Source organism: Anabaena sp. CCY 9402-a (assembly GCF_963920945.1).
In the GTDB taxonomy this organism is placed as follows: Bacteria; Cyanobacteriota; Cyanobacteriia; order Cyanobacteriales; family Nostocaceae; genus Trichormus; species Trichormus minutissimus.
This window is the reverse complement of the sequence record NZ_CAWUDL010000031.1, coordinates 14,410-37,537: the sequence shown is the minus strand read 5'-3', so window position 1 is coordinate 37,537 and position 23,128 is coordinate 14,410. Positions and strand designations below refer to the sequence as shown.

The 23,128-nt window shown below is 37.8% G+C and carries 21 protein-coding genes; 10 read left to right on the top strand and 11 right to left on the bottom strand.

Annotated elements, in window-relative coordinates; genetic code table 11:
• Window positions 1-112 precede the first annotated feature (112 nt).
• The 6 genes from ACM0OR_RS13425 to ACM0OR_RS13400 form a co-directional block, all read right to left on the bottom strand.
• A complete protein-coding gene (locus tag ACM0OR_RS13425) occupies window positions 113-1,072 on the bottom strand; it encodes a polysaccharide pyruvyl transferase family protein (protein ID WP_414576666.1) in 960 nt (319 codons plus the stop codon).
• Between the two features lie 110 nt (window positions 1,073-1,182).
• Window positions 1,183-2,430 (bottom strand): ABC transporter ATP-binding protein, encoded by a 1,248-nt coding sequence (locus ACM0OR_RS13420; RefSeq protein WP_414576664.1) that lies wholly within the window; start codon window positions 2,428-2,430, stop codon window positions 1,183-1,185.
• Window positions 2,431-2,520: 90 nt separating this feature from the next.
• A complete protein-coding gene (cysC, locus tag ACM0OR_RS13415) occupies window positions 2,521-3,075 on the bottom strand; it encodes an adenylyl-sulfate kinase (protein WP_414576663.1) in 555 nt (184 codons plus the stop codon).
• 97 nt (window positions 3,076-3,172) lie between these two features.
• Window positions 3,173-4,015 carry an ABC transporter permease gene (locus tag ACM0OR_RS13410; RefSeq protein WP_414576662.1) on the bottom strand — a complete coding sequence of 281 codons (843 nt, stop codon included), beginning with the start codon at window positions 4,013-4,015 and terminating at the stop codon, window positions 3,173-3,175.
• A 47-nt stretch (window positions 4,016-4,062) separates the two neighbouring features.
• Window positions 4,063-4,491, bottom strand: a complete 429-nt coding sequence (locus tag ACM0OR_RS13405) for a hypothetical protein (RefSeq protein WP_414576660.1) — start codon at window positions 4,489-4,491, stop codon at window positions 4,063-4,065.
• Window positions 4,492-4,839: 348 nt separating this feature from the next.
• Window positions 4,840-6,189 carry a glycosyltransferase family 4 protein gene (locus tag ACM0OR_RS13400; RefSeq protein ID WP_414576659.1) on the bottom strand — a complete coding sequence of 450 codons (1,350 nt, stop codon included), beginning with the start codon at window positions 6,187-6,189 and terminating at the stop codon, window positions 4,840-4,842.
• A 1,188-nt stretch (window positions 6,190-7,377) separates the two neighbouring features.
• Here ACM0OR_RS13400 and ACM0OR_RS13395 point away from each other — a divergent pair.
• A complete protein-coding gene (locus tag ACM0OR_RS13395; protein WP_414576658.1) occupies window positions 7,378-9,555 on the top strand; it encodes a GumC family protein in 2,178 nt (725 codons plus the stop codon).
• A gap of 23 nt (window positions 9,556-9,578) precedes the next feature.
• Here ACM0OR_RS13395 and ACM0OR_RS13390 read toward each other — a convergent pair whose 3' ends face one another.
• Complete coding sequence (locus tag ACM0OR_RS13390; RefSeq protein WP_414576657.1) at window positions 9,579-10,400, bottom strand: 2OG-Fe(II) oxygenase; 822 nt, start codon at window positions 10,398-10,400, stop codon at window positions 9,579-9,581.
• A gap of 307 nt (window positions 10,401-10,707) precedes the next feature.
• On the opposite strand from ACM0OR_RS13390, the gene ACM0OR_RS13385 reads away from it, so the two are divergent.
• Window positions 10,708-11,604 (top strand): class I SAM-dependent methyltransferase, encoded by an 897-nt coding sequence (locus ACM0OR_RS13385; protein ID WP_414576656.1) that lies wholly within the window; start codon window positions 10,708-10,710, stop codon window positions 11,602-11,604.
• Between the two features lie 136 nt (window positions 11,605-11,740).
• On the opposite strand, the gene ACM0OR_RS13380 is transcribed toward ACM0OR_RS13385, so the two are convergent.
• Both ACM0OR_RS13380 and ACM0OR_RS13375 read right to left on the bottom strand, forming a co-directional pair.
• Complete coding sequence (locus tag ACM0OR_RS13380; RefSeq protein WP_323266409.1) at window positions 11,741-12,568, bottom strand: glycosyltransferase family 2 protein; 828 nt, start codon at window positions 12,566-12,568, stop codon at window positions 11,741-11,743.
• A gap of 550 nt (window positions 12,569-13,118) precedes the next feature.
• Window positions 13,119-13,328 carry a hypothetical protein gene (locus ACM0OR_RS13375; protein WP_237993427.1) on the bottom strand — a complete coding sequence of 70 codons (210 nt, stop codon included), beginning with the start codon at window positions 13,326-13,328 and terminating at the stop codon, window positions 13,119-13,121.
• Between the two features lie 239 nt (window positions 13,329-13,567).
• Between ACM0OR_RS13375 and ACM0OR_RS13370 the strand changes: the two genes are divergently transcribed.
• The 3 genes from ACM0OR_RS13370 to ACM0OR_RS13360 all read left to right on the top strand — a co-directional run bounded on the left by ACM0OR_RS13370 (window position 13,568) and on the right by ACM0OR_RS13360 (window position 16,681).
• The gene (locus ACM0OR_RS13370) at window positions 13,568-15,724 is read left to right on the top strand and encodes a Tex family protein (protein WP_414576653.1); all 2,157 of its coding nucleotides are present in this window, start codon (window positions 13,568-13,570) and stop codon (window positions 15,722-15,724) included.
• A gap of 242 nt (window positions 15,725-15,966) precedes the next feature.
• Window positions 15,967-16,362, top strand: a complete 396-nt coding sequence (locus ACM0OR_RS13365) for a phage holin family protein (RefSeq protein WP_323266406.1) — start codon at window positions 15,967-15,969, stop codon at window positions 16,360-16,362.
• Window positions 16,363-16,489: 127 nt separating this feature from the next.
• Window positions 16,490-16,681, top strand: coding sequence for a YqaE/Pmp3 family membrane protein (locus tag ACM0OR_RS13360; RefSeq protein WP_323266405.1), 192 nt, complete (start codon window positions 16,490-16,492; stop codon window positions 16,679-16,681).
• Window positions 16,682-16,802: 121 nt separating this feature from the next.
• On the opposite strand, the gene ACM0OR_RS13355 is transcribed toward ACM0OR_RS13360, so the two are convergent.
• The gene (locus ACM0OR_RS13355; protein WP_414576652.1) at window positions 16,803-17,603 is read right to left on the bottom strand and encodes a histidine kinase; all 801 of its coding nucleotides are present in this window, start codon (window positions 17,601-17,603) and stop codon (window positions 16,803-16,805) included.
• 354 nt (window positions 17,604-17,957) lie between these two features.
• On the opposite strand from ACM0OR_RS13355, the gene petJ reads away from it, so the two are divergent.
• From petJ to ACM0OR_RS13335, 4 genes are read left to right on the top strand one after another with little or no spacing between them, the layout of a single operon-like run.
• Window positions 17,958-18,290, top strand: coding sequence for a cytochrome c6 PetJ (gene petJ, locus ACM0OR_RS13350; protein ID WP_323266443.1), 333 nt, complete (start codon window positions 17,958-17,960; stop codon window positions 18,288-18,290).
• Between the two features lie 43 nt (window positions 18,291-18,333).
• A complete protein-coding gene (locus ACM0OR_RS13345) occupies window positions 18,334-19,353 on the top strand; it encodes an aldo/keto reductase (RefSeq protein ID WP_414576713.1) in 1,020 nt (339 codons plus the stop codon).
• 45 nt (window positions 19,354-19,398) lie between these two features.
• Window positions 19,399-19,839 carry a VOC family protein gene (locus ACM0OR_RS13340; protein ID WP_323266403.1) on the top strand — a complete coding sequence of 147 codons (441 nt, stop codon included), beginning with the start codon at window positions 19,399-19,401 and terminating at the stop codon, window positions 19,837-19,839.
• A gap of 10 nt (window positions 19,840-19,849) precedes the next feature.
• Window positions 19,850-20,140: a hypothetical protein gene (locus ACM0OR_RS13335; RefSeq protein ID WP_414576711.1), complete on the top strand. Its 291-nt coding sequence runs from the start codon at window positions 19,850-19,852 to the stop codon at window positions 20,138-20,140.
• A 124-nt stretch (window positions 20,141-20,264) separates the two neighbouring features.
• On the opposite strand, the gene ACM0OR_RS13330 is transcribed toward ACM0OR_RS13335, so the two are convergent.
• Window positions 20,265-21,866, bottom strand: coding sequence for a peptide ligase PGM1-related protein (locus ACM0OR_RS13330; protein ID WP_414576709.1), 1,602 nt, complete (start codon window positions 21,864-21,866; stop codon window positions 20,265-20,267).
• A 256-nt stretch (window positions 21,867-22,122) separates the two neighbouring features.
• On the opposite strand from ACM0OR_RS13330, the gene ACM0OR_RS13325 reads away from it, so the two are divergent.
• Window positions 22,123-23,061 carry a phosphoribulokinase gene (locus ACM0OR_RS13325; RefSeq protein WP_414576650.1) on the top strand — a complete coding sequence of 313 codons (939 nt, stop codon included), beginning with the start codon at window positions 22,123-22,125 and terminating at the stop codon, window positions 23,059-23,061.
• Window positions 23,062-23,128 lie beyond the last annotated feature (67 nt).

Sequence of the window (23,128 nt, the reverse complement as noted above, 5' to 3'; positions counted from 1 at the left end):
ATTAATAATTTTGTTATCCATTAGTTTTTAGCTTGAAGACTAATAATTGAGTGTATTAATGATTAATTTGTATCATAAGTACAAATAACTGAATTCCGCAGTCTCCAAATTATTATATTCTGGGAATGAATTGATTTTTCCATTCACTGATATTGCCAATAGGAATTTTAATAACTGTTTTTTGATTTGAGTTTATCCAATTAGCGATGGCTTCTATATTCTCTCTAGACACAGTTGGTAAATTAGTGTCTTTAGCAATCTCCGTTGCTCTGTTATCTACAGAAATAATTAAAGTTCTTCTTTTGGCCTGCAATGCTCTAATACCAGCGTGTAATCTAGTACCTATATAGTCAACGTCACATTCCAGCAACAGTTTATCTAGTGCTTTCAAAGTTGGTTTTATATAAACTATCTGCTCATCTTCACCACACATATCTTTCATATATTTAAAGTCTTCAGGTTGTTGTATCCAAAAGAAAACCTTTTTATATTCATCTTTTAATAAATTAATTATTTGAAAATCATATTCTGGACATTGCCTGTATTTAGTAAAAGTTAATAATACAAAACTAGATTTTTTAGATGGAATATTAGAACAATGTTCTTCAGTTAAAGACCACATTGTGGGACAAGAAGTATTTATGACATTATCAATTCCAATTGATTTTAACTGCTTTTCAGTATAGCTATCTCTGACGGAATGGAAAAAATCTTTGTTGAGTACTTTATTGTAGAGAATTTTCGTATATAAATTAGGTTTTGGCTGATATCTCCACCAACCTACACCCATTAAAATTATATCCTTAATAAAAAGGGAATCCCACAGGCTTATTTTCCATTGATTGTAAGAGTTCATGTTAGATGACAAAAGATTTGTCCCTCCAACCATAACATATTCACTTTGTTGAATATAATTATAAGAAAGTTTGTTGATAACATCGTGTGTTTGTAATCTTATAAAGAAATCACCATTAAATATTTCATTTAATATTTTATTTACTGCATCCATAATAATTTGATCACCAAGATTTGTGCCACAAATGGATGTGTCTAATATAGTAATTTTTTTCATAAAACGAATATTTTATTTATTCTATAACTTTGGGAGTAGTTTAAATTCAAGAAAGGAGAAATTGATAAATTTAAAATTTCCCTTATCAAACGTCGACAAAAATAAGCATCCTAAAACCACCGATGTGGGATACAAACACTACCATATTTTCCATCAGCAATTACTGGATATCCTCTTATATATCCTTGTTCGACTTCTAAAATTGCTGCTGCTTCTAAGTGATCTTGTAACTCCCCTTCGCTTGTAATTGCCACATTTATTCTATAGCGTCCAGGAACTAACAGTAGTTCATCAATGTCACAAATAATTTTTTCTGGATTTGATGAATAATTTTCATCTTCACTCATGTGTTTTCTACTATTAAAGTTGGTCACAGGTTGACCATACTGATCATATATCGTAAAAGAACAAGACATTTGAGGCTGTTCATTTGTGACATAAAAAACAAAACGAGCAGGGCAACCTGTCGCTAAGGTAGTTGAGCAATCCTCTCCTGAAAATACATCAACTCTGGAAAGGCGCGTTTTGCCTTTACCTCTGCGATCAGTTCTTTCTAGTAAATTATTGGAGGCAGAATTTTCTAATTCTTGTAAATAAAGACTAACTGTCTCTGAAGTCGTACCATCTGCAATTACTTTTCCTTTTTTTAAAAGGATTCCCTTATCACATAAAGTTTGCAAAATTCCCAAGTTATGACTCACAAATAAAATAGTCCGGCCTTCTTGTCCAACATCCTCCATCTTTCCCAAACATTTCTTCTGAAATTTGATATCGCCAACAGCAAGGACTTCATCTACTACCAAAATATCCGGTTCTAAATGAGCAGCAACTGCAAAGGCTAAACGCACATACATACCGGAAGAGTATCGCTTTACAGGGGTATCTAAGAACTTTTCTAACTCAGCAAACGCCACAATTTCATCAAACTTGCGTTTAATTTCAAATTTACTCATCCCCAGAATTGCACCATTAAGATATATATTTTCTCTTCCTGTTAACTCTGGGTGAAAACCAGTACCTACTTCCAATAAACTTGCAACTCTTCCCTTAATTTTGATCTGTCCTGTAGTAGGTTCAGTAATCCTACTTAAAATTTTCAATAGCGTTGATTTACCAGCACCATTATGTCCAATAATTCCTACCCTATCACCTTGCTTAATCTCGAATGAGACATCTTTAATCGCCCAAAATTCTTCACCATGAGGATTCTCAACTTTGGCTTTGGGATTAATTAAACTTCCAATAGACTTGAATTTATTAGCAATTACGTCTCTTAAGGCAGTATAGCTTTCTTGCTGCTGATGCCCAATAATATATTTTTTGCCTAAGTTTTCAATACGAATAACAGTATCAGACATAAGTTAATAAGCAGGTATTTTGCTAGAGAAACATTAACTAATTAGTCTAGGTTAATGTTTCTCTCAGGAGGAAAAATAATCTATAGTTGCTTACAAACAAGCAGAAGACATCACTGCACTATTACACAATACTTCAAACTGGTCTATGACTTTTGCTACACTTTGTTCAAGAGATTCTTTGTTAGTGAAACATTCAACTTCTGGTTTTAAAGGAGGTTCATAAGGATCATCAATTCCTGTGAAAAATTTAATTTCCCCTTGACGCGCTCGTTTATACAAGCCTTTTACATCACGCTCTTCACAAGTAGACAAAGGTGCATTAACATAGACTTCAATAAAGTTACTACCTATTTTTTGGCGTACCTCCTGGCGCACATCCTGATATGGTGATATTGCAGAAACTAGCACTACTACTCCGTTACGGGTTAATAGCTGGGCTACAAAACCAATGCGTCTAATATTTTCATCTCTATCTGCCCTACTAAAACCTAAATCTCTAGTTAGATTTTGACGGACTATATCTCCATCTAACACTTCAACTTTTAGTCCACGAGTACGCAGACGTTGTGCTACTTCAGAGCTAATTGTGGTTTTACCTGCACCACTTAGGCCTGTAAACCAAATTGTTGCACCAATATCCTTCATTTGATTAACTCCTGTGATTTTGATTAAGATATATATCTCTGGCTGAAATATGAGGGGGTTACTAAGTAAAAATGAGGTTTTACAACTATCAGCCCTCCTAAATTACATCGGCAAACTTCCGTTCCATCTTGCGGAAATACCAAATACCACTAATAAAGAGCCAAAATACTAATGCTAAAGACAGGATAAAACCTGGTAAATATATGTGTGATTCACCACCCAAAATTGCCCACCGGAAACCATCTATCACCCCAACTATTGGGTTTAATGAGTAGATAAGTCGCCATTGTTCTGGCACAACGCTGCTGCTAAAGCCAACGGGTGAAATATATAAACCAAACTGCACAATAAAGGGGACAATATACCGAAAATCACGATACTGCACATTTAAAGAAGCTAGCCATAAACCAGCACCCATTGAAGCAGCAAAGGCAACAGCAATAAAGAATGGTAGTGTCACAATTCGCCAACTTGGTACAAAGTTATACCAAGCCATGAGAGCCAGTAGGATCATGCCAGAAATCATAAAGTCCACAAAGCTGACTACTACTGCACTTGTGGGTACTACTAGGCGAGGGAAATACACCTTTGAAATTAAATTGGCATTGCTGATTAAGCTGTTGCTACACTCTGAGAGGGAATTGGCGAAGAATTGCCAGGGGAGCATAGCTGAAAATACCAAAATTGGATAAGGCGCACCCTGGGAAGGTAACTTTGCTAATTGCCCAAACACGATTGTAAACACTAACATCGTGAGAAATGGACGAATTAATGCCCAAGCGATACCAATTGATGTTTGCTTATATCTAACTAAAATGTCACGCCAAGCCAGAAAATAGAATAGCTCTCGGTAACGCCACAAGTCCTGCCAATACTGCTGCTCTGTACGTCCAGCTTCAATCAATAACTCTTGCTTGGCAATACTTTTTTGACTATTCATACTTATATAGTTACTAATTGAAGATAAATATAAAATTTATCTCACACTTAACTTACACTCTGAAAAGCATTGAGAGTTTGACAGCTAACTTGTCTAGAATTTCTACGGGTAAACTCTCCCACAGAAGGATTACCATAAGGATCAATCACCCCAGTTACTTGCTGCCATAACTCCCTAGGTGCTAAAGAAATCTCGTAGGTGCGATCGCTACATTGCCGAACATGATACCAGTTTTTTTGCTGGCACTCTTCGCACCAGAAAGCCTCTAACCATTCTCCCTGTATGGGAACGGCTGTTTTATTGGCTATTAACAGCGATGCGGCTCGCTTACTAAAACCCCGTTGCTGTAACTGACCAGCTTGGTCAGCAAACATTTTATATTTTTGACTCACGCTATCAACATAGCACCCATGAACAGGGCAGTAGATAGCCCGCTTTTTGGAACGTTTTCGATTTCGGTCACACCTTCTCTGCAATTCGACCTCCCAATATAAATAAACAATTTGAACCGGGAAGGTTACGTTTGGAGGGACTGAGATCAAAAAGACCATCAAAGCCCAACTCCTAAAAACTAGCACCCTGTATTTAGAGAAAGTATTGGATTTTTTCCTTACTAAGTTGTTACTTGATTTACATACAAGCTTTTTCAGAGCAAGGATTTAGATAAACAGGGTAACAAAATTAAAAGGTGATTTTTAATCTCTTAAGTTTGTCTTGTTACCTGTATTTCTCCTTAATAAATTATACCATGAATGGGTAAGTTCTATACATGAACTTCTTTGAAGTATAGATGAAAATTATGTAATCACTAGATTTTCATCAGCTTACTTGCTATTAATTTGAGGAACGGGTGTAATCTCATCAGCAAACAATGCCTGACGCAAAACCTTCAGGTATTGCTGAGAAATAACTTTCGGTGTAAAGTGCGATCGCATATACTGACGACCTGCTTTACCCATGCGCTCCCCTAACTGTTGGTCACGATTGAGCAAGCGAATAAATTGCGCCAGCCCATGACCATCACCATTATCGAATGTTGCACCACAGTCAGCTTCGGTAATTAATTGCCTCATATATGAATAGGGAGAACAAATCACTCCTATTGGTCTTCCGGCAGCTAATGCTGAGTAAAGCTTACTAGGTACAACTAAACTTTCACTGGATGGGTCAATACTCACTAAAGATAAATCACAAGCCGTGAGAGAATACGGCAAAACATCCTTGTCTTGATATGGTAAAAATGTGAAATTTTTTAGCCCTAGTTGATTTACTTCCTGAATTAATTCTTCACGTTTTGCCCCGCCACCAATACACATAAATTGCACTGGTTCATGTTGCAGTTCTATAGCAGCTTTCAAGATGGTATCAATGTCATGACATCGACCCATATTGCCAGAGTAAAGCACCGTAAATTTATTAACTAAGTTATACTTCCAAGCAAACCAGTTTTCTTGCTTGGCTATCGGTACAATTAAATCCGGGTTAGCCCAACTGTGAATTACAGAAATTTTATGATCTACTTGGGGACAGTTCGCTACAACCCTCTGTTTCATCGCAGGGCTAAGAACAACAATCCCTTTGGCATTTAACCAGACTCGTTTATTCATTGCCTGCCAAAGTCGCACTACCCAGTTACGCTTGGAAACAACTCCTAGTGCGATCGCAATATCAGGATAGAGATCATATATTATGCAGACATAGGGCAATTTGAATAAGAGATTGGCTAAGTATCCTATAAATGGCAGAAATGGTGGGGCTGTAGTTACCAATAATATATTGTTACGCCGCCAGGCTCTTAACAGATACAGTAAAGCCCGTAAGGTATACAAGACACCATTAACAGCTTTACCACGAATTCTGCCTGGCCAAAGTTGAGCAGTGCGCGATCGTTGAATTTTAATCCTCTCCACACGCTCAAAACATGGAGCGGACTGAGAACTAAAAGCATACCCAGGCTGACTTGTAAAAACCTCGACATTGACACCTTGCTGTCCCAAGTTTTTCACGAGTTCCTCAATCAATTGCCCCGTAGCAGCATAGTCTGGGGGAAAAAATTGGGTAACTACAGATAAATTAATGGGCTTTTGAGCTTTTAAAGAATGCTCAGATGTATATTCTAAAGGAATAGAAATGGATTGCGATAACTGTTGGTTAATCCATTCGTTGAGCTTCATCGATGTATCCTAGAACTGTAAATTTTGTTGACGATACCACCGAACTACTCAAGCCATTTATTGATTTACATGAATAAAATTATACTTTATTACATGCAAATACTTCTATGTGATGTAACTGACTAAATCTGTAGTTAATTTAGTCTTCACATATTTTTCTAAAACAAGGGAACACAGTAGGGAAATCTCAAATAACGGTACTAGTTCCAAAAATAGACACACACTACTTTGGTAACTATCTATCCAATCAGAGTAAGCAGTAGAAAAGGCTCAAAACTTGATGTTTTCGGTATTTAACTACTCAAATCAAGCAGCGATTAATGTCTACTCTCCGACAGCTAACTCGCTAAATTTCTAGTTTAGAATGATGATTCTAAGTATTTTTCTTTCTTGATCTGATCATTTTTTACTTTTATTTTATGTTTACTATTTGTACAACTTGATAATACATAAGCGTTTTTACGGTGATACTTTTTTGACAAGAACAAGCATATCATGTTTTCTATTAGACAAGTATTCTTTATTGAAAATTCATTTTTATACAATATCTCTCAATCAAGTCTTTACAAAAAAGTCTAGTATTTTCCGCGCATAGATAGTTTTATCTATTAATTTTAAAATTAAATACCTATGCGGGAATCCTAGCCAGCAATGATTTCAGCACCAAGCCCAAAAAATCATAAGTCATAACTATACAATCCACACATAACCAAAATCAGCTTGAGAAAACTAGAGAAAATTGCAATTTTCTGCCCCTGTGGAGGCAGTTTTAGGTCTTGTCACCGCAATTTTAATCGTCTGCAACAAGATTTCAGCTTCCAACTACCGAGACTAGCCACTAGCAACATATCAAGAAATATGAAACACTCTTCTTCTCTCTTCCTTGTCCCCTGCGCCCTGTGTTTCTTGAAAAAACTATACTTGTATACTTAAAATGAAGGTATGATTATTATCAACAATCTAGAAAAATATTTGCGCTTTTTAAAAATGAGCATAGTGTAAAAAATCATAAATATACTTTATGGTTTGTTTGCACATCTTGAAAGTAATGTAGTTTTTGCGATATTGTATATTTAGCTACAGACTTTAGAAGTCCTGCTTTTATTCTTACCGACAGACTCAGTGGATACTATTAGTTAAAATTGAAGATTATATAGACACCTCAAAATTTATTTCTCAATATAATATATGGATAATCAGTCTTACAAAGCGGCAAATTCTAACCATAGTAACAACTCTGCACAGCCCTTTTTTCAAAATCTACCCGTTCCTGTCAATGAAGAGCAAGGGGAGGAATGGGACTATCAAGAATTTTTGATTCTTTTACAGCGCAGAATGGTAGTCATTGTAGGCATAGCTACAACTGTGATGATAGGTGTAGTTATTAACTTGATATTAAATCCTAAACCGCCACAATATGAAAGCAGTTTTCAAATGCTTGTTGAACCTGTTACTGATGATACCAAAGTAGTTGATATTGTTAAAGAAACTACCCCATCTAGCCAATCTAATAAATCTACTTTAGATTATGATAGTCAAATTCTAGTCCTCAAGAGTCCTCAACTAATTGCTAACAGCATTAATCAACTGGTAAAGGATTATCCAGACATTAACTATAAGGATCTGATCCAGTCTCTTAGTATTGTTCGCATAGGTGAAACGAAGATTCTCCAAGTTAGTTATCGAAGTAAAGAGGCACTGGAATCGAAAGCAGTATTAGAAAAAATTGCTCAAGAGTATTTAGAATACAGCCAGGAGAAAAGGCAAACTAGACTACGTCAAGGAATACAATTTCTTGACAAAGAACTACCATCTTTGAGAAATCGAGTAGAGCAAATTCAGCGAGAATTGCAGATTTTTCAACAAAAATATAAATTTGACACCCCAGAATCCCGTGCCGAGCAAATTGCTCGACAGACTGCTGATTTAGCGCAACAAAAGCAAGCACTGCAACTACAGCTAGAGCAGGCTCGTGCCAATTCTGCTTTTTTACAAAGTGAAGAAGGTAAGAAAGCAGTGCTGGATAGTTATCCCGTATATCAGGCATTAAATAGTGAGTTGCGCCAATTAGATATTCAAATTGCTACTACATCAGTGCTTTTACAAGACGAAAATCCCAATCTCATTACATTAAAAGAGAAGCAGGAAAAGCTAGTACCAATAATACAGCAAGAATCGGAGCGATATATACGAACCAAGCGAGCAGAAGCAGCATCTGCTCTCAAGTCTCTAGAGGTTAATCAACAAGCACTAGAAAAGAGCCAACAAATCCTAGAGCAAGAACGCCAGCAATTGCCAATCTTATCACGAAAATATACCGAACTACAGCGCACATTACAACTTGCAACTGACAGTTTAAATCGCTTTTTATCTACCCGCGAAAATTTGCAAATTCAAATTTCTCAGACAGAAATGGGTTGGCAGTTGATTAAAGAACCTGATCTGCCAACAATTCCTGTGGTTTCTTCCGGTATTATACGTGATGTCATCCAGGGGTTTGCTGTCAGCATATTCTTGGGTATCGGTGCTGCTTTGCTCATGGAGAAACTCGACCATACTTACCATAATGCCCGTAGCATCAAGGAGAAGGTAAAAATTCCTTTATTGGGAAGTATTCCCTTTGAAAAAGAACTGCAAAGTAGTCAAGCTCAAACCATCAAACCACAAAGCCCCATCATTAAAATCTCAGATTCACTTCCTGAAACTGTTAGCGGAGTAAGCACTCTAGCAGCACAAGACTATAGCAATTATTCCACAAAATTTTTAGACGCCTTACGAGTGCTTTATACAAATATTCAATTACTCAATTGCGATCGCCAACTCCGCTCTATTACCGTAAGTTCAGCTATGCCAGGTGACGGTAAATCAACAATGGCTTTTTATCTAGCTCAAGTAGCTACAGCTATGGGGCAAAGAGTATTACTCGTAGATGCGGATCTTCGCCAACCCAAGATTCACACCCTATCAAATCTTAATAACCTATGGGGATTGAGTAGTTTACTTACTTCAAATTTGCCAGTAGAAGAAGTAGTGAGACAACTACCTACCATGAACGCACTATCTGTTGTTACGTCTGGGCCCGTACCACCTGATTCCGCCAAATTGCTCTCATCAGAAAAAATCAAGCGGTTGATGACAGATTTTCATAATACATATGATTTAGTGATTTATGATACTCCTCCTTTAGTTGGACTCGCTGATGTTAACTTGATAGCACCCCAAACCGATGGGATTTTGATGGTAGTGAAGATTGATCAAACAGAACGTTCTGTATTTGAGAGAGCTATAGCTGACCTCAAATTTGCTCCCATGAATGTTTTAGGGATAGTTGCTAACGGACAGAAAAGTAATTTAAACAGTTATTAATCAACTAAATAGCCTCTAATACTCTACTTTCTGTAAAAATGAGGCTTTTTAATTCCATGCTTAAAGAGCTTACGTACTAGATTACGTAAACTAGCATCTCCTCGCAACACTATATCTCTTAGTTGTTGTTCTGGGCGGCCTCGGAAGGAAGTTACGTGATAATATTTTTCTGTTGCAGCAGGTTTTGGTGAAAAGTAGTAGTTTGATACACAACACCGCCGACCATGATGATTAATAGGGCTAACTGAGTGCAAGGAAGTTCTATTTGTAACCATAATCACTAGGCGATTAAATTTGCTGTGGATAGTTCTACAAGGCTGTTTTAAACCTTCATCCCACAGTTCTAGATTCCCACCATAGTCTTCCTGCCAATCGGGTGTAACATAATACAGCAGATTTAAAACACGATAATTATTAATATCTTTATCATGGGAATTATCCAAATGAGGATTTAAGAAGCACCCATATTCCATCAGACTAAAGCCGGCAGCATAGAGGTATTCATCTGGAATTAATTTTTCAAAGCCAGTGATCTCTGCAATTAAATTTACAACTCTGTTATCTTGAAAAGCATAAATAATTTCTTCTAAAATTGGGTTGTATTTATTTAATTGTATGCCTACGTATTTATGCTCTCGAATATCTTTTAACTGCAATAAATGTTCTTTTTCCGGAAAAGCATTATAGATTTCTATGACATCCTTTTCATTTAATAAGTTATCTATATAACAAGTGTTTATCCGCTCTTTTATCGCAAAATCATCCATTAAAGCGGATTTAGACTGTTCAAGTCTAGTTAAAATTTGCTCAACATAATGATTCCGTAGACTATTTTTGTGTAACATTTGTAATCTATCCTAGTGGTGTAAATAAATTTACATCATTTTACTATCTTGATAAAGATATAAGCCACAGAGTGCTTAACGTATTCAGCGAAATTTGCAATCTTTAATTATAGGTATTTTGCCTGATGAAATTATGAACTATCTTTGTGTTTTTTTGCCTAATCCATAGTTATTCATTTATGTCAACTAGAATTATACATAAACTTGTTGTTATTTTTAAATAAAGTATGGCTAATGACAAAAACAATTTGGTATATTCTTCTTATCACCAGATAAATCAGTAAATATACGCCTAAATTCTTAGTCTATGTTAAAACAAGCGATCAAGAACTGCTCTCAGTATTTTTCTCGTCCAGAGGAGATTGAGAGATGGGATGAAGATATTATTGTTTGCAAGATTTTAAATCCCACTCCAGCAATTCAAGCCAATAGCTACTACTTTGGACATCCACAATGGGGGCTAAATTATTTTGACGCGTGTCATAGAGATGAAAAATTTGTGGAACTGTGGGGAGAAATTATTGGTAGTTGGCATGGCAAAGTAGTTGTGGATATTGGTTGCGGCCCGGGTAATGTCTATGCTTCTCTAAAGGATGTTTGTGGTGAACCTGAGTTATTAATTGGTGTAGATGTTTCTCTCGGTGCTTTAAAAATAGCCCATCAACTTGGATACGCAGCCATTCTAGCCGATGCTCAAAATCTACCTTTGGTTTCTGGGTTTGCTGATATTGTGATACTAAATGCGTCTTTGCACCATTGCGATGATATGTCCAAGGTTTTGCAGGAAGCTGCTAAGTTGGTGCGTCCTGGTGGACTGTTAATCACAGATCACGATCCCCAAAAAAGTGCTTATGAGTTCAAAGGTTTAGGTTCGCTATTATGGCAATTGCGGTTGCCAATTTATAGATATATGAAACGAGGTGGACATTCCTCAGCAGAGGAGCAATCCTGGGGTTTGGCAACAGAGGTACATCACAGGGCCTGTGATGGTGTCACATCAGAGATGTTCTATGAGTTGCTAGAACCGATGGGGTTTGCAGTTAAGGTTTATCCTCATAACCACACGGTAGGGGCAGAAGCGTTAAAGGGCAACTACGGTAAGCCATTTTGGAAGTATCGTCTAGCTCAGAAATTATCAGGTATAGACCCCAACTCCCCAGAGGCGGCATTGTCTTTGATGTGTGTTGCCACTCGTATGGATTGACAAGGGAATAGCAAAAAATTGTGCCAAAATACTAGGTGTTATTAGTGTGCGTTGGTAATGATTTCTTGGTATTTCTACGTTTTCTCTCACTAACGCACCCTACATAACATAGCGTTATTTTTTCTTTTCACGATCTTCACTGACGTTTTAACTTCTCCCTTTCAATCAGACGAATTGCCAGGATAGTTTCAGCTAAAACACGCTGAAATACGTAATACCAACCATGCCAACCATCAAAAATCCAGCCTTCGATAATCAAGCAATAGAGAAAGACCATCCAAGGAGCTAAAATTTTTCGTCTGCGGATACGGTCAACCCAATCAAGTTCGTTGATGGGAGTTTCTAGTATTTTCTTGGATTCAAGGACTGTATAGCGTTCTTGTGACCATAACCAACGACTAAACGGTTTGCGATCATCGTGGTAGAGATAAGCAGATAGTACAGCTGATTGACCAGTCAGTTGTAAGACTTGTGTATGTCCATCATCGATATAAATAGCTTTACTTTTTTGAAACAGGACTTGGCGGGGAGGAAGTATTCGGGTGTTGCGAACGGGTTTGCCAAATATACAGTATTTGAATCTGGCAAAGTAGCCATCAATTTGTCCATCGACAGATAAGCCGGACATTTCAGAGATTAACTCATCTGTAACTATATAATCTGCATCTAGAGAAAGTACCCAAGGGGACTGAACTTTTTCTAAACCATAGTTCCATTGTTGACCGTGGGTATCGAATTTACGTTGAAATACCTGGACTTGTGAATAAGAGTTAAGAATTTCTAGGGTTGTATCGGTACTATAGCTATCAATAACTATGATTTGTTTTGCCCAAGTGAGACACTCAAGTGTGCGTCCAATATTGGGTTCTTCATTATAAGTAAGAATTAGGGGAGTGATTTGCTCTAACATGGATACACTTATTCCATCAGAATTAGACCAATTCTCTGTAGTAGGTGTTTGCATAGGAATTTAGATATAGGAATCCGATGTGATGGTTGAAATACGGGTAGTGTAGGTTTTGCCAACCAAAAGCTAGATGCTGTGGGCTGCATTACTTAAAATTTTTCACATACGATTTGATTTAGGATTCCGATAATTGATGTAGTTAGAAGTGGAGTCTTTTGATTGGATAGCATACATAAGCTGGAATTTGGAGATTTTTGATCAATCAGATGATTCAGTGTAATCCATAAAAGATGACGAAGATTAAGTGTTTGGAAATATTTATAGTAAATTTTAGTAAAATTTTATACAATTTTTTTAATAAAACTGATGATGTTGGTGAATGTTTTTAACCTGGATTTGCTTTTAAAGATGTTAAATATGCGCTAACAGCAAGATTACTATTAGCGATTCATTATACTCAGTGCTGAGTTCTGAATAAAGTAAAAAGTCCAGGCTTAAACCTCGCTTTGCTATTAGCATTTTCAACTCAGGACTTTTCATTAGTATTGAAGAAAGACTGGAGTTGTGGCGATCGCTATAGCTATAATTTAGTCTTGCTCTATTCAGCTTAATTTTTTTGTTTTAAAAATCTGTTGGTGCTAGCTAACACCACAATCAGTAGGAACAACTGTATTTGCCAAGGTGCTAAAATCAAACTCAAAATCAAACTGAGGATGGTAAACAGACTGATAATATAGCCGGTTTCATCATGACACTTTTGTGATATGTAACCAGTTGCTAAACCTGTAACAAGAGGAATCAGAAAAAACAAAGGCATTTTTATTCACCTCCACAAATGAAAATGTAAAGCTTTAATCAAAGCAGATAGAAATTTTTTTCTAATTGTTGTTAATATTACATCTTAGTTGATGGCATCACAAGAAATTTCTTAAAACAACTACATATTTTGTTAAGATTACCCAGTTACATAGTAATTTAGCTTAACACTCAGTGCTGTTACTGGCACAACCATTTAGCATATTAACTTTAGGACTAATATTTTTCCTGAGACACCCGATGCAAAACATTCCACATATACTGGCAACTGAACTAGAACTCAAACCTCATCAGGTAGAAAACGCGCTAGAACTTTTGGCAGAGGGTGCGACAATTCCCTTCATTGCACGTTACCGGAAAGAACGCACTGAAGAAATGAATGAAATCCAATTACGTGATTTAGCTGATAGGTATACTTACTTAACGGAATTAGAGGAAAGGAAGTCAGCCATTGTAAAAGCGATCGCAGAACAAGGTAAACTGACCGACGAATTAAAAAATAAAATCTCATCTTGCTTACAAAAAACAGAACTTGAGGATTTATACTTACCATATCGCCAAAAACGACGCACCCGCGCGACTATCGCCAGAGAGAAAGGTTTGCAACCTCTGTCAGAATTGATCAAATCTTTAAATGTCAAAAACCCTGTTTCTGTCTCATTACAGGCAGAAGCAGCAAAATATATTTCGGAAACTACAGGGGTAAAAACCACAGATGAAGCGTTAAAGGGTGCAGCTGATATTCTAGCGGAAGAAGTAGCCGAAAAAGCGAATTTACGTGCCTATATTCGTGATTATTTCCTCGAAAATGGCGTGTTTATCTCCCGCATTAAAGATAGTCACCCTGAAGGTACAACTAAGTTTGAAATGTACCGGAATTATCAAATTAAAGTCAAAAATATTGCACCTCATAACCTGCTGGCTTTATGTCGGGGTGAAGCGGAGGAAGTATTAGACTTTAATCTTACCTTTGATGAAGATTTTGTCCTTTCCCATCTAGAATCCCAAGAAATTAAAACGAAAGTCCGAGAAATTCGAGATTTTTATCAAGCGATGCTAAAAGATGCTTTTAATCGTCTGATGAAAACTTCTCTGATTACAGAAGTAATTGCTGAAAAGAAAACTTATGCAGATATAGAATCAATCAAAACCTTTGAAGCAAATTTACGAGAATTATTGCTATCTGCACCGGCAGGAATGAAACCAACCTTAGCTATAGATCCGGGATTTAGAACTGGTTGTAAAACCGCAATTCTCGAACAAACTGGCAAATTTTTAGAATATCAAGCGATATTTCCCCATCAAGCTGCTGAACAGCGTGCTAAAGCTGCTCAAACTCTCAAAAAGTTGATTGAAAAATACAAAATTGAGTTAATTGCTATTGGGAATGGTACAGCTTCCCGTGAGACAGATGAGTTTGTCGCGCAAGTATTACAAGCACTAGACCAGAAACCCGTAAAGGTCATAGTCAATGAGTCTGGTGCATCTATATATTCTGCTAGTCAAGTGGCAATTGACGAGTTTCCCGATTTAGATATTACAGTCCGTGGTGCTATTAGTATTGGTCGGCGGTTACAAGACCCTTTAGCTGAATTGGTCAAGATTGATCCTAAATCAATTGGTGTAGGACAATATCAGCATGATGTTGATCAAAAGTTGTTGAAGAAGAAATTAGATGAGACTGTAGAAAGCTGCGTTAACTACGTTGGCGTGGACTTAAATATGGCATCGAAGGAACTATTAACTTTTGTTTCGGGGATTACACCCACAGTTGCTAATAATATTGTGGCCTATCGCAATCAGTATGGAGCGTTTAAAAATCGGAAACAGCTGATGAAAGTACCGAAACTGGGGCCTAAAGCCTTTGAACAAGCGGCTGGGTTTCTTCGCATTCGTGGGGGAGATAACCCTTTGGATAACACAGCAGTGCATCCAGAAAGTTACCAAGTAGTGGAAGCGATCGCCTCTGACTTAAACGTACCATTAAATCAAGTAACGCAAATTGCCGAAAAACTGCAAAAGACCAACTTAAAAAAATACGTCACCGATACCGTTGGCGAACCCACACTGCGCGACATTCTCAAAGAACTAGAAAAACCAGGTAGAGACCCCCGTGCAGAATTTAAGTACGCCACCTTTAAAGAAGGTATTAAAGAAATCAGGGACTTGCAAGAAGGAATGGAACTAGAGGGAATTGTCACCAATGTCGCCAACTTTGGCGCATTCGTTGATATCGGTGTCCATCAAGACGGCTTGGTGCATATCTCCCAACTCGCCGACAGATTTATAGATGACCCCAAAAAAGTTGTCAAAGTGGGACAAGTGGTAAAAGTGCGGGTTTTAGAAGTTAATGAGAAATTAAAGCGTATTAGTCTGTCGATGAAAGCAGTGAAGTAGGGGACTAATCAAGTCAAAAGTCATAGACGCGAAAGCGGCTACTCTACGAGTTCTCCGCAGGAGTACCCGAAGGGTAAGTCAAAATTAATTAACTTCTGGGGATTGGGTATAAAAACTTATTGACTTAAATCATCCCTTTGGAAGAAACATAATCTATCTAGCAAGAGATGCTTTATTTAAGGCATTATTTGAAGATAGTAGAGGAAATTTGAAATAATTTTCTCTGATTTTTAGGTGAAAAAATGTTGGGAACTTTTTTAATAGCTCTAGCTACAGCACTTAGCTTACTAATTGTGGATTTAGTTGTGCCTGGTGTTAACATTGCTAATTTTCCAGCCGCTTTAATTGCTGCTGTGGTAATTGGTTTAATTAATGGGTCAGTCAAACCAATTATCTCAACTCTCTCTTTACCCCTCAATTTCTTAACTCTAGGAGCATTTTCTCTAGTAGTTAACGGTATTTGTTTCTCCTTAGCAGCCGCACTAGTTCCTGGATTTAGTGTTCATGGTGTGATTGCTTTTATTTTGGGGCCTGTAGTCTTATCTTTGGCTAACACATTCATTAGCAAGTATTTCGCTGAAAAAAATCTAGCTTTGAGTCCAGATGTAGAAACTCAGGGTGAATTGCCATCTAGATAACAATAAGTATCAGTAGCAGTGTTAATCAAATTAATTCTCTATCTCAATAGATAGTTCCTGAGATGGAGTTAGTAATTTGGTTGATTCAAGACAATGTGAATAAACTTGAAAAATTAATAGCAATCTCATGAAATTATTACGTTTTATTCTCGGTTTGTTAATACCACCTTTAGGTGTTTTCTTGACTGTTGGAGTTGGTCCAACTTTAGTGATTAATATTTTGCTCACCCTTTTAGGTTGGCTTCCAGGTAGTATTCATGCAATTTGGGTAATTGCTAAACATGAAGAACAAATGAATACCGGAAGAGGTACTTACTAAAATTTGGGTTTTAATTTGATTAATTGCCAGTCAGTAGGCTAATTCCTAACTAACTCATTCGTAAAAAGCAATAACCCCGATTTCTTGAAGAAACCGGGGTTTATGATGTAGAATTAAAAGCCTATTTATGTACAATTTCTTGATCTTCTTTGGTAGGCTCTTTATCTTTGAATAAATCAGCAGTTGCTAGCAATAACTCTCGCAAGGTTTGTTTAAGTTGACGCTCTTTTCTAGCTATAGCTGTACCAGCTTCGCCTAGCTTATCATCTAGCTGCGATCGCTTCTCCTCTACCTGTGTAGCCAGAGCCTCTGCTTGGGGTCGAGCCTGACTATACCAGTTGTTGGCTTCATCTAGATAATGTTTAACCTCTTCAGAACGTCCCCCATAACGTGCAGCTACGTTAGCACGAACAATAGCTAGTTGTGCTTGCAGTTGAGCATAACGTTTCTTTAAGAGTCCCACTTCTTCACTATCTTTGATGGCACTAATAGCAGCGTCAATGGTATTTTTAGTGGTAGTAGTATTTTCCTTACCAGTTTCTTCAATATCTGCTAAAATTCCATCAACATCTTGCTGGAGTTTTTCTTCTTCGCCATCTAATTGAGCTTGGAGTCTTTGCAATTCTGACTGAGTTTTAACAATGGCTTCATGTCTTTTAGTATTTACTCCTTCTATTGCACCTTCTATTGATGCTGTAACCTCCTCTTTAAATTCTGTACTTTTCTCTTGGAGGTTTTCAATTACAGTTGAAACAGCATCTCTGACAATGGCACGAATTTCTTGAGAACCTTCTTTAAACTCAGAAGCGGCTTGAGAAACAGCCGATTTCACAATTTCACGAATGCGTTCAGTTCTTAACTGACCAGTGGCTTTTGCTTGTTGCAAATCTGATTGAATTTGCTCTTTGATATTATTAGTCATTTTCTACTCTAGTATTTAGATAATTTGGATAAAATTCTTCAATTATGGTCTTCTATAGTCATTATGTCACGAGCTTTTGAGTTTAGTAACTTCCTTTAGATAGAAACTTCCTCTTTATCTCTTCATACAGAGTAATATACTAATCCCGTTTGATTTTTGCAGAAAATTAAGTATTTGTAGGGTGCATCACATTGTCGCCAACACACCCTATGTCTCCGTTCAAAATCAAATATTAATCCTATATTAAATTATTCATAAATGCCAAAAATTTTAAGACACTTATATGAACGATCGCCTATGTATGAGAAAATAAGTATCGATTGATATTTAGGATAAATAATGGTGAAGATATATATTAACAAAATACTTACATTAGTGTTTATCATGTTATTGATGACTAACACTTTTACTTTGCCTGTGAATGCCGCAGATATAGCCAACGGTGCAAATATCTTTAGTGTTCACTGTGCTGGTTGTCATATTAACGGAGGTAACATCATCAGGCGAGGTAAGAACTTACAGAAGAAAACACTAAAAAGATATGGTATGGATTCTCTAGAGTCTATTACAGGCATTGTTACTAATGGTAAAAGTAATATGTCAGCTTATAAAGACCGCCTCACTGAGCAAGAAATTCAGGAGGTTGCTGCTTATGTTTTAGAACAAGCAGAAAAAGGTTGGAAATAACAAAGTTATTAGTTATTAGTCATAGCTTAAAATTCTGAAAAAAATCATGTTATCAGCAGAAAGTAGGTTACAATTTACCCCAGATTTAAATATTTGTCGGATATTAAATGGTATGTGGCAAGTATCCGGCGGACATGGCAGAATTAATCCTCAAGCTGCCATTGAAAGTATGTTCAAATATGTGGATGCAGGTTTTACTACTTGGGATTTAGCAGACCATTATGGGCCAGCAGAAGATTTTATTGGTGAATTTCGTCGTCAGCTAGCTGCTACCCGTGGAAAAGAAGCTTTATCTCAGGTACAAGCTTTTACAAAATGGGTTCCTCGTCCTGGGAAAATGACGAAGAAATTTGTTGAGGAAAATATTGATATTTCCCTGAGAAGAATGGATGTAGAATCTCTGGATTTGATGCAGTTTCACTGGTGGAAATATCTAGATAAAAACTATTTAGATGCTCTCAAATATATGGCGGAACTGCAAACTGAGGGTAAAATTAAACATCTGGCTTTGACTAATTTTGATACAGAACATCTGCAAATCATTACTGAAGCAGGTATTAAAATTGTTTCTAACCAAGTGCAATTTTCTCTCGTTGACCGCCGTCCAGAAGTGAATATGATCAAGTTTTGTCAACAGCATGACATTAAACTATTTACTTATGGCTCGCTTTGTGGTGGATTTCTATCAGAGAAGTATTTAGGTAAACCAAAACCACGCAGCTTTGATTTAACTACAGTCAGCTTGCGAAAATATAAAAATATGATTGATGGTTGGGGTGGTTGGGAATTATTTCAAGAGTTGCTATCTACCCTGAAAGAAATAGCTGATAAACATGGAGTCAGTATTTCTAACGTCGCAGTGAGATCCATTTTGGATCAGCCAGCCGTTGGTGGCGTAATAGTTGGTGCGAGGCTGGGAATAGCGGAACATATAGAAGATAACGCCAAAATATTTAGTTTGTATTTGGATGCTGAAGATAGCGATCGCATCAACACTATATCTCAAAAATCACGGGACTTGTATCAGGTGATTGGTGATTGTGGTGATGAATACCGGAAATAGAAGGTGACAGGGGAAAGGTGACAGGTGACAGGTGACAGGGAGACTATGAAAAATTTTCTGGCTGCTGGTAATTTGCGGAAGGTGCATCACATTGCGCTGAATGTTAAAGATATGCAAGCTTCCCGCGATTTTTATGGAACGATTTTGGGATTGCATGAACTTACTGGCGATGAAGTCCCGACTACCTTAGTGGAACTAGTAGCAGAGGGAAAAGTTGCCAACTTTGTCACTCCCGATGGTATGGTCTTGGATTTATTTTGGACACCGGGTTTAACACCACCGAATCCCGACCCAGAAAAAAGTTTCACTAGAGCATATCACCTCGCCTTTGACATTGATCCGCAATTATTTGAGCAAGCGGTGGCAGTTTTGGCAGAAAATCAAATTAAAATTGCTTATGGCCCTGTCAGTCGTCCTACTGGTAGAGGGGTCTATTTTTATGACCCTGATGGTTTTATGATTGAAATTCGTTGCGACCCACAATAGTAAGATGCCAATATCGATATTTCAGGTAATTGAAGACGTAATCACCAAACCACCCATTCCCCACGAACCACATAAACAATCTTTGAAAGCCTGGGCGATGTATTGTCTACGAGATAGAGGCTTTATCGTTGTCTATGCCCAAAATGCCGACTTTGCGATTGAACCCAAAGGTGCAAACAAGCTTTATTTTAAAGTCACAACGAATCAAGCTGATGTAGATGATGCTTGTAATTGGATAGTTTGGGATAGTGCAAGTAAAAATGCCAGCCTGATTCCAGCACAGAGTAAAACTAATTCGTAATTCGTAATTCGTAATTAAGAAATAGTAGAGACGTTGCAATGCAACGTCTTTACAGGGTTTATTATTTTGGCAAATTGTCTTTCCGAACTGTATTGCGCATACTCCTTGGTAAGACGCAAAAAATCTAACTATATCCATCCCACGCGACGGGGAAAGTGTAATCTGAGAACAAGGAGAAATTTGGTGTTTCGCTGCGGGTTTCTTCATCGAGAACTTTGACAACTTTGTTATAGATGTCTTCTGCTTGTTGGGGTGAATCACCAATGCTAGTTAATCCCAATTTGCCAAACTGGGATAGACAACCCATGAGATGAAAGACTGTGCCGGTTTCTGTGCAGCTATCAAAATGTAATCTATGGTGGGCGATGATATCCATTAAGTCGTTTGGTAATAATCCCCGATAGCGGTCTTTTTGTAGGTTGTCTGTGGCGATGTAATATTTGGGGCGACCTTGTTGACTATAAAATAACCCGGTAGATAGGTCATAACGACCATTGGTTAATAATTTCAAGGTCATGAAAGGATGAGTAGTACCACCTTTGCGGAGGTTAATTTCAATTGCTTGGATGTCCCATTTACCGTTACCTTGGTCAACGGTAATGAAATCTACACCAAATCTTTCTAAAGCACCTTTTTCTGCAAGTTTTCTGCCAACTTTTAATCCTAACTGCTGCAATTGCAGGCGGTAGCTTTCATCGGCTGGGAATCGACAGCCGAGATAAATTTGTCCGTCTGGTCCGCCCAGAATTTGGTCGTGGGTGGAGAGGATTTCAACTTCTCCTGTGGCGGTAATCCGTCCTTGAACACTAGGCGATCGCTTGATTTCTCCTTCTACAAATACCTCTACAATTGCCCCTAATTCGGCAATTCGTCCCGCAAAATTCAGCCAATTTTCTTGTTTGGCTTGAAAGCGCATAGTAGAGAAGCGATCGCTAATTGCTGCTACTCTTTCAGATGGAGTTCCTTTTCCTGGTGCTAGGTGCATGATGGGACGCAAATCTAGCAGTGCATTTCCTTCTCCTGAAATCCCCTCATTTAATTTGACTACCGTCCGTTGTAATGTCGGTTGGCGTTCCCATAAATCACTGGTTGCTATAGCTAAATCTTGAGAATTCCAGACTAGTTCACTACCATCTGGATGGGGAACTCCACTTTCTGCAAATATTTGCCGACTACCGCTTTTTGTCCCCCAGATTTGTAACTCTGGCGCAGCCGCATATAATGGCACATCTAATTTTAAGGATAATTCCGCTTCTAAATTGGTGGAGTTATAGCAGACCATCAATGATTTTTCCAGTCTGATAGCTTGCCGAATTCTTTCTCTTAATCTCGGACGTTCTAAAATTTTTTGACTCAGGGGTTTGGGTGATGAATCATAGGTAGAAAGTAAAAGCAAGCGATTGCGCGCATGAGAAAAAGGGATACCAGGCAATAATTGTAAGTAGTAATCAATAATACTGGGATGTAACGGCATTGATGTGACATAAATTAACCTAGTCCGGGGATTTCTTAACCGCATCAATGTGAAAAGTAATCTTTCTTCATAATGTTCAAAGCCTTCAACTTTTTGGATTTCGCGCTGGTCGATACTGAGGGAAGGAATGACGATAATATCCGCCTCACCAGTATCAAATAGTTCGATAGTTTTCCAGCGATCGCACAAAGTTAATTGCAGACGGTGAAACTGATCAATTTGTTCTAATTCAGAAACATTTAATGTCACCATATTCCCTACCCTGTCATGATCCCCAACACTGTCTACTACTCTGGTATATCTCAAAGCAATTGCCATAAGGCAAATATGAAACACTTCTTTTATTTGGAACTTAGTCAAACGTCAAGAAGCTTCTTCCCAATCCCCAAGATGTATAGAGATGTTGCACAAATGTTCGTGCTTGATTGACTTCGCCAAAACCCCTTTAAAATAAAAACACATTCTCTGCGAATTGATTCTTAAACTTGCTTATATCGGGGGGGTATGAATGAGCCGTCCAATAATTCTTGGTATTGTTGGTGATAGTGCTGCTGGAAAAACTACACTCACTAGAGGAATTGCTCAGGTACTAGGACCGGAAAATGTCACGCTGATCTGTACTGATGATTATCACCGTTATGATCGCAAGCAACGTGCAGAAACCGGTATTACAGCCCTTCATCCCGACTGTAACCATTTAGATATTATGCAGCAGCACCTATCGCTGCTACGCACAGGACAGCCAATTCTTAAACCAGTTTATAGTCACAAAACTGGGACTTTCGAGCCGCCACAGTACATTAAACCCAATAAATTTGTCATTATCGAAGGTTTGCTTGGTTATTCTACCCGTGCAGCCCGCGATTGTTATGATGTGAAAGTTTACCTTGCGCCTCCAGAAGATTTACGCGCCAAATGGAAAATTAAACGGGACACTCTTAAACGAGGCTACACCCCAGAACAAGTATTAGCAGAATTAGAAAAGCGTGAACCCGATTCAGATCAATTTATTCGTCCCCAAAGACAATGGTCAGATATTGTCGTGAGTTTTTATCCACCGGAAGGTGCAGACGATGAAACTAACGGACACCTAAACGTGCGTTTGGTCATGCGTCCTACAATTCCGCACCCAGATTTTACCCCCATTATCAAATTAACCAATGGTAATTCTGGGTCAGCCATTCGTCTCGGATTAGACCGGGATATGAGTAAACCCGTAGATGTTCTAGAAGTTGACGGTCACGCCACCTTAGAACAGGTGAATAAATTAGAGCATATTATCTGTTCTGATATGCCTCACTTAAGAAGTATATGCGATCGCGAGAGCAACCCAGAAATTGGTAAGATTGCCGGCACAACCGGGGAAACACTGCAAAGTTACCCCTTGGCGTTGACACAGCTAATTATTACTTACCATATGCTCAAAGCGACACAGATGTTTCAATAACAGAGATTATTTGTGATCAATTACATCCTTTTAGAGATGATTTTTGGTGGCTCAGATTGGTGTGATA

Excerpts from the sequence above, each read along its gene's own strand:
- ACM0OR_RS13325 (WP_414576650.1), top strand. The coding sequence starts at position 22,123 with ATGAGCCGTCCAATAATTCTTGGTATTGTTGGTGATAGTGCTGCTGGA.
- ACM0OR_RS13330 (WP_414576709.1), bottom strand. The coding sequence starts at position 21,866 with ATGGTGACATTAAATGTTTCTGAATTAGAACAAATTGATCAGTTTCAC.
- ACM0OR_RS13410 (WP_414576662.1), bottom strand. The coding sequence starts at position 4,015 with ATGAATAGTCAAAAAAGTATTGCCAAGCAAGAGTTATTGATTGAAGCT.
- ACM0OR_RS13385 (WP_414576656.1), top strand. The coding sequence starts at position 10,708 with ATGTTAAAACAAGCGATCAAGAACTGCTCTCAGTATTTTTCTCGTCCA.
- ACM0OR_RS13355 (WP_414576652.1), bottom strand. The coding sequence starts at position 17,603 with ATGACTAATAATATCAAAGAGCAAATTCAATCAGATTTGCAACAAGCA.
- ACM0OR_RS13425 (WP_414576666.1), bottom strand. The coding sequence starts at position 1,072 with ATGAAAAAAATTACTATATTAGACACATCCATTTGTGGCACAAATCTT.
- ACM0OR_RS13370 (WP_414576653.1), top strand. The coding sequence starts at position 13,568 with ATGCAAAACATTCCACATATACTGGCAACTGAACTAGAACTCAAACCT.
- ACM0OR_RS13360 (WP_323266405.1), top strand. The coding sequence starts at position 16,490 with ATGAAATTATTACGTTTTATTCTCGGTTTGTTAATACCACCTTTAGGT.
- ACM0OR_RS13395 (WP_414576658.1), top strand. The coding sequence starts at position 7,378 with ATGGATAATCAGTCTTACAAAGCGGCAAATTCTAACCATAGTAACAAC.
- ACM0OR_RS13420 (WP_414576664.1), bottom strand. The coding sequence starts at position 2,430 with ATGTCTGATACTGTTATTCGTATTGAAAACTTAGGCAAAAAATATATT.
- ACM0OR_RS13390 (WP_414576657.1), bottom strand. The coding sequence starts at position 10,400 with ATGTTACACAAAAATAGTCTACGGAATCATTATGTTGAGCAAATTTTA.
- ACM0OR_RS13365 (WP_323266406.1), top strand. The coding sequence starts at position 15,967 with ATGTTGGGAACTTTTTTAATAGCTCTAGCTACAGCACTTAGCTTACTA.
- cysC (WP_414576663.1), bottom strand. The coding sequence starts at position 3,075 with ATGAAGGATATTGGTGCAACAATTTGGTTTACAGGCCTAAGTGGTGCA.
- ACM0OR_RS13400 (WP_414576659.1), bottom strand. The coding sequence starts at position 6,189 with ATGAAGCTCAACGAATGGATTAACCAACAGTTATCGCAATCCATTTCT.
- ACM0OR_RS13380 (WP_323266409.1), bottom strand. The coding sequence starts at position 12,568 with ATGCAAACACCTACTACAGAGAATTGGTCTAATTCTGATGGAATAAGT.
- ACM0OR_RS13340 (WP_323266403.1), top strand. The coding sequence starts at position 19,399 with ATGAAAAATTTTCTGGCTGCTGGTAATTTGCGGAAGGTGCATCACATT.
- ACM0OR_RS13375 (WP_237993427.1), bottom strand. The coding sequence starts at position 13,328 with ATGCCTTTGTTTTTTCTGATTCCTCTTGTTACAGGTTTAGCAACTGGT.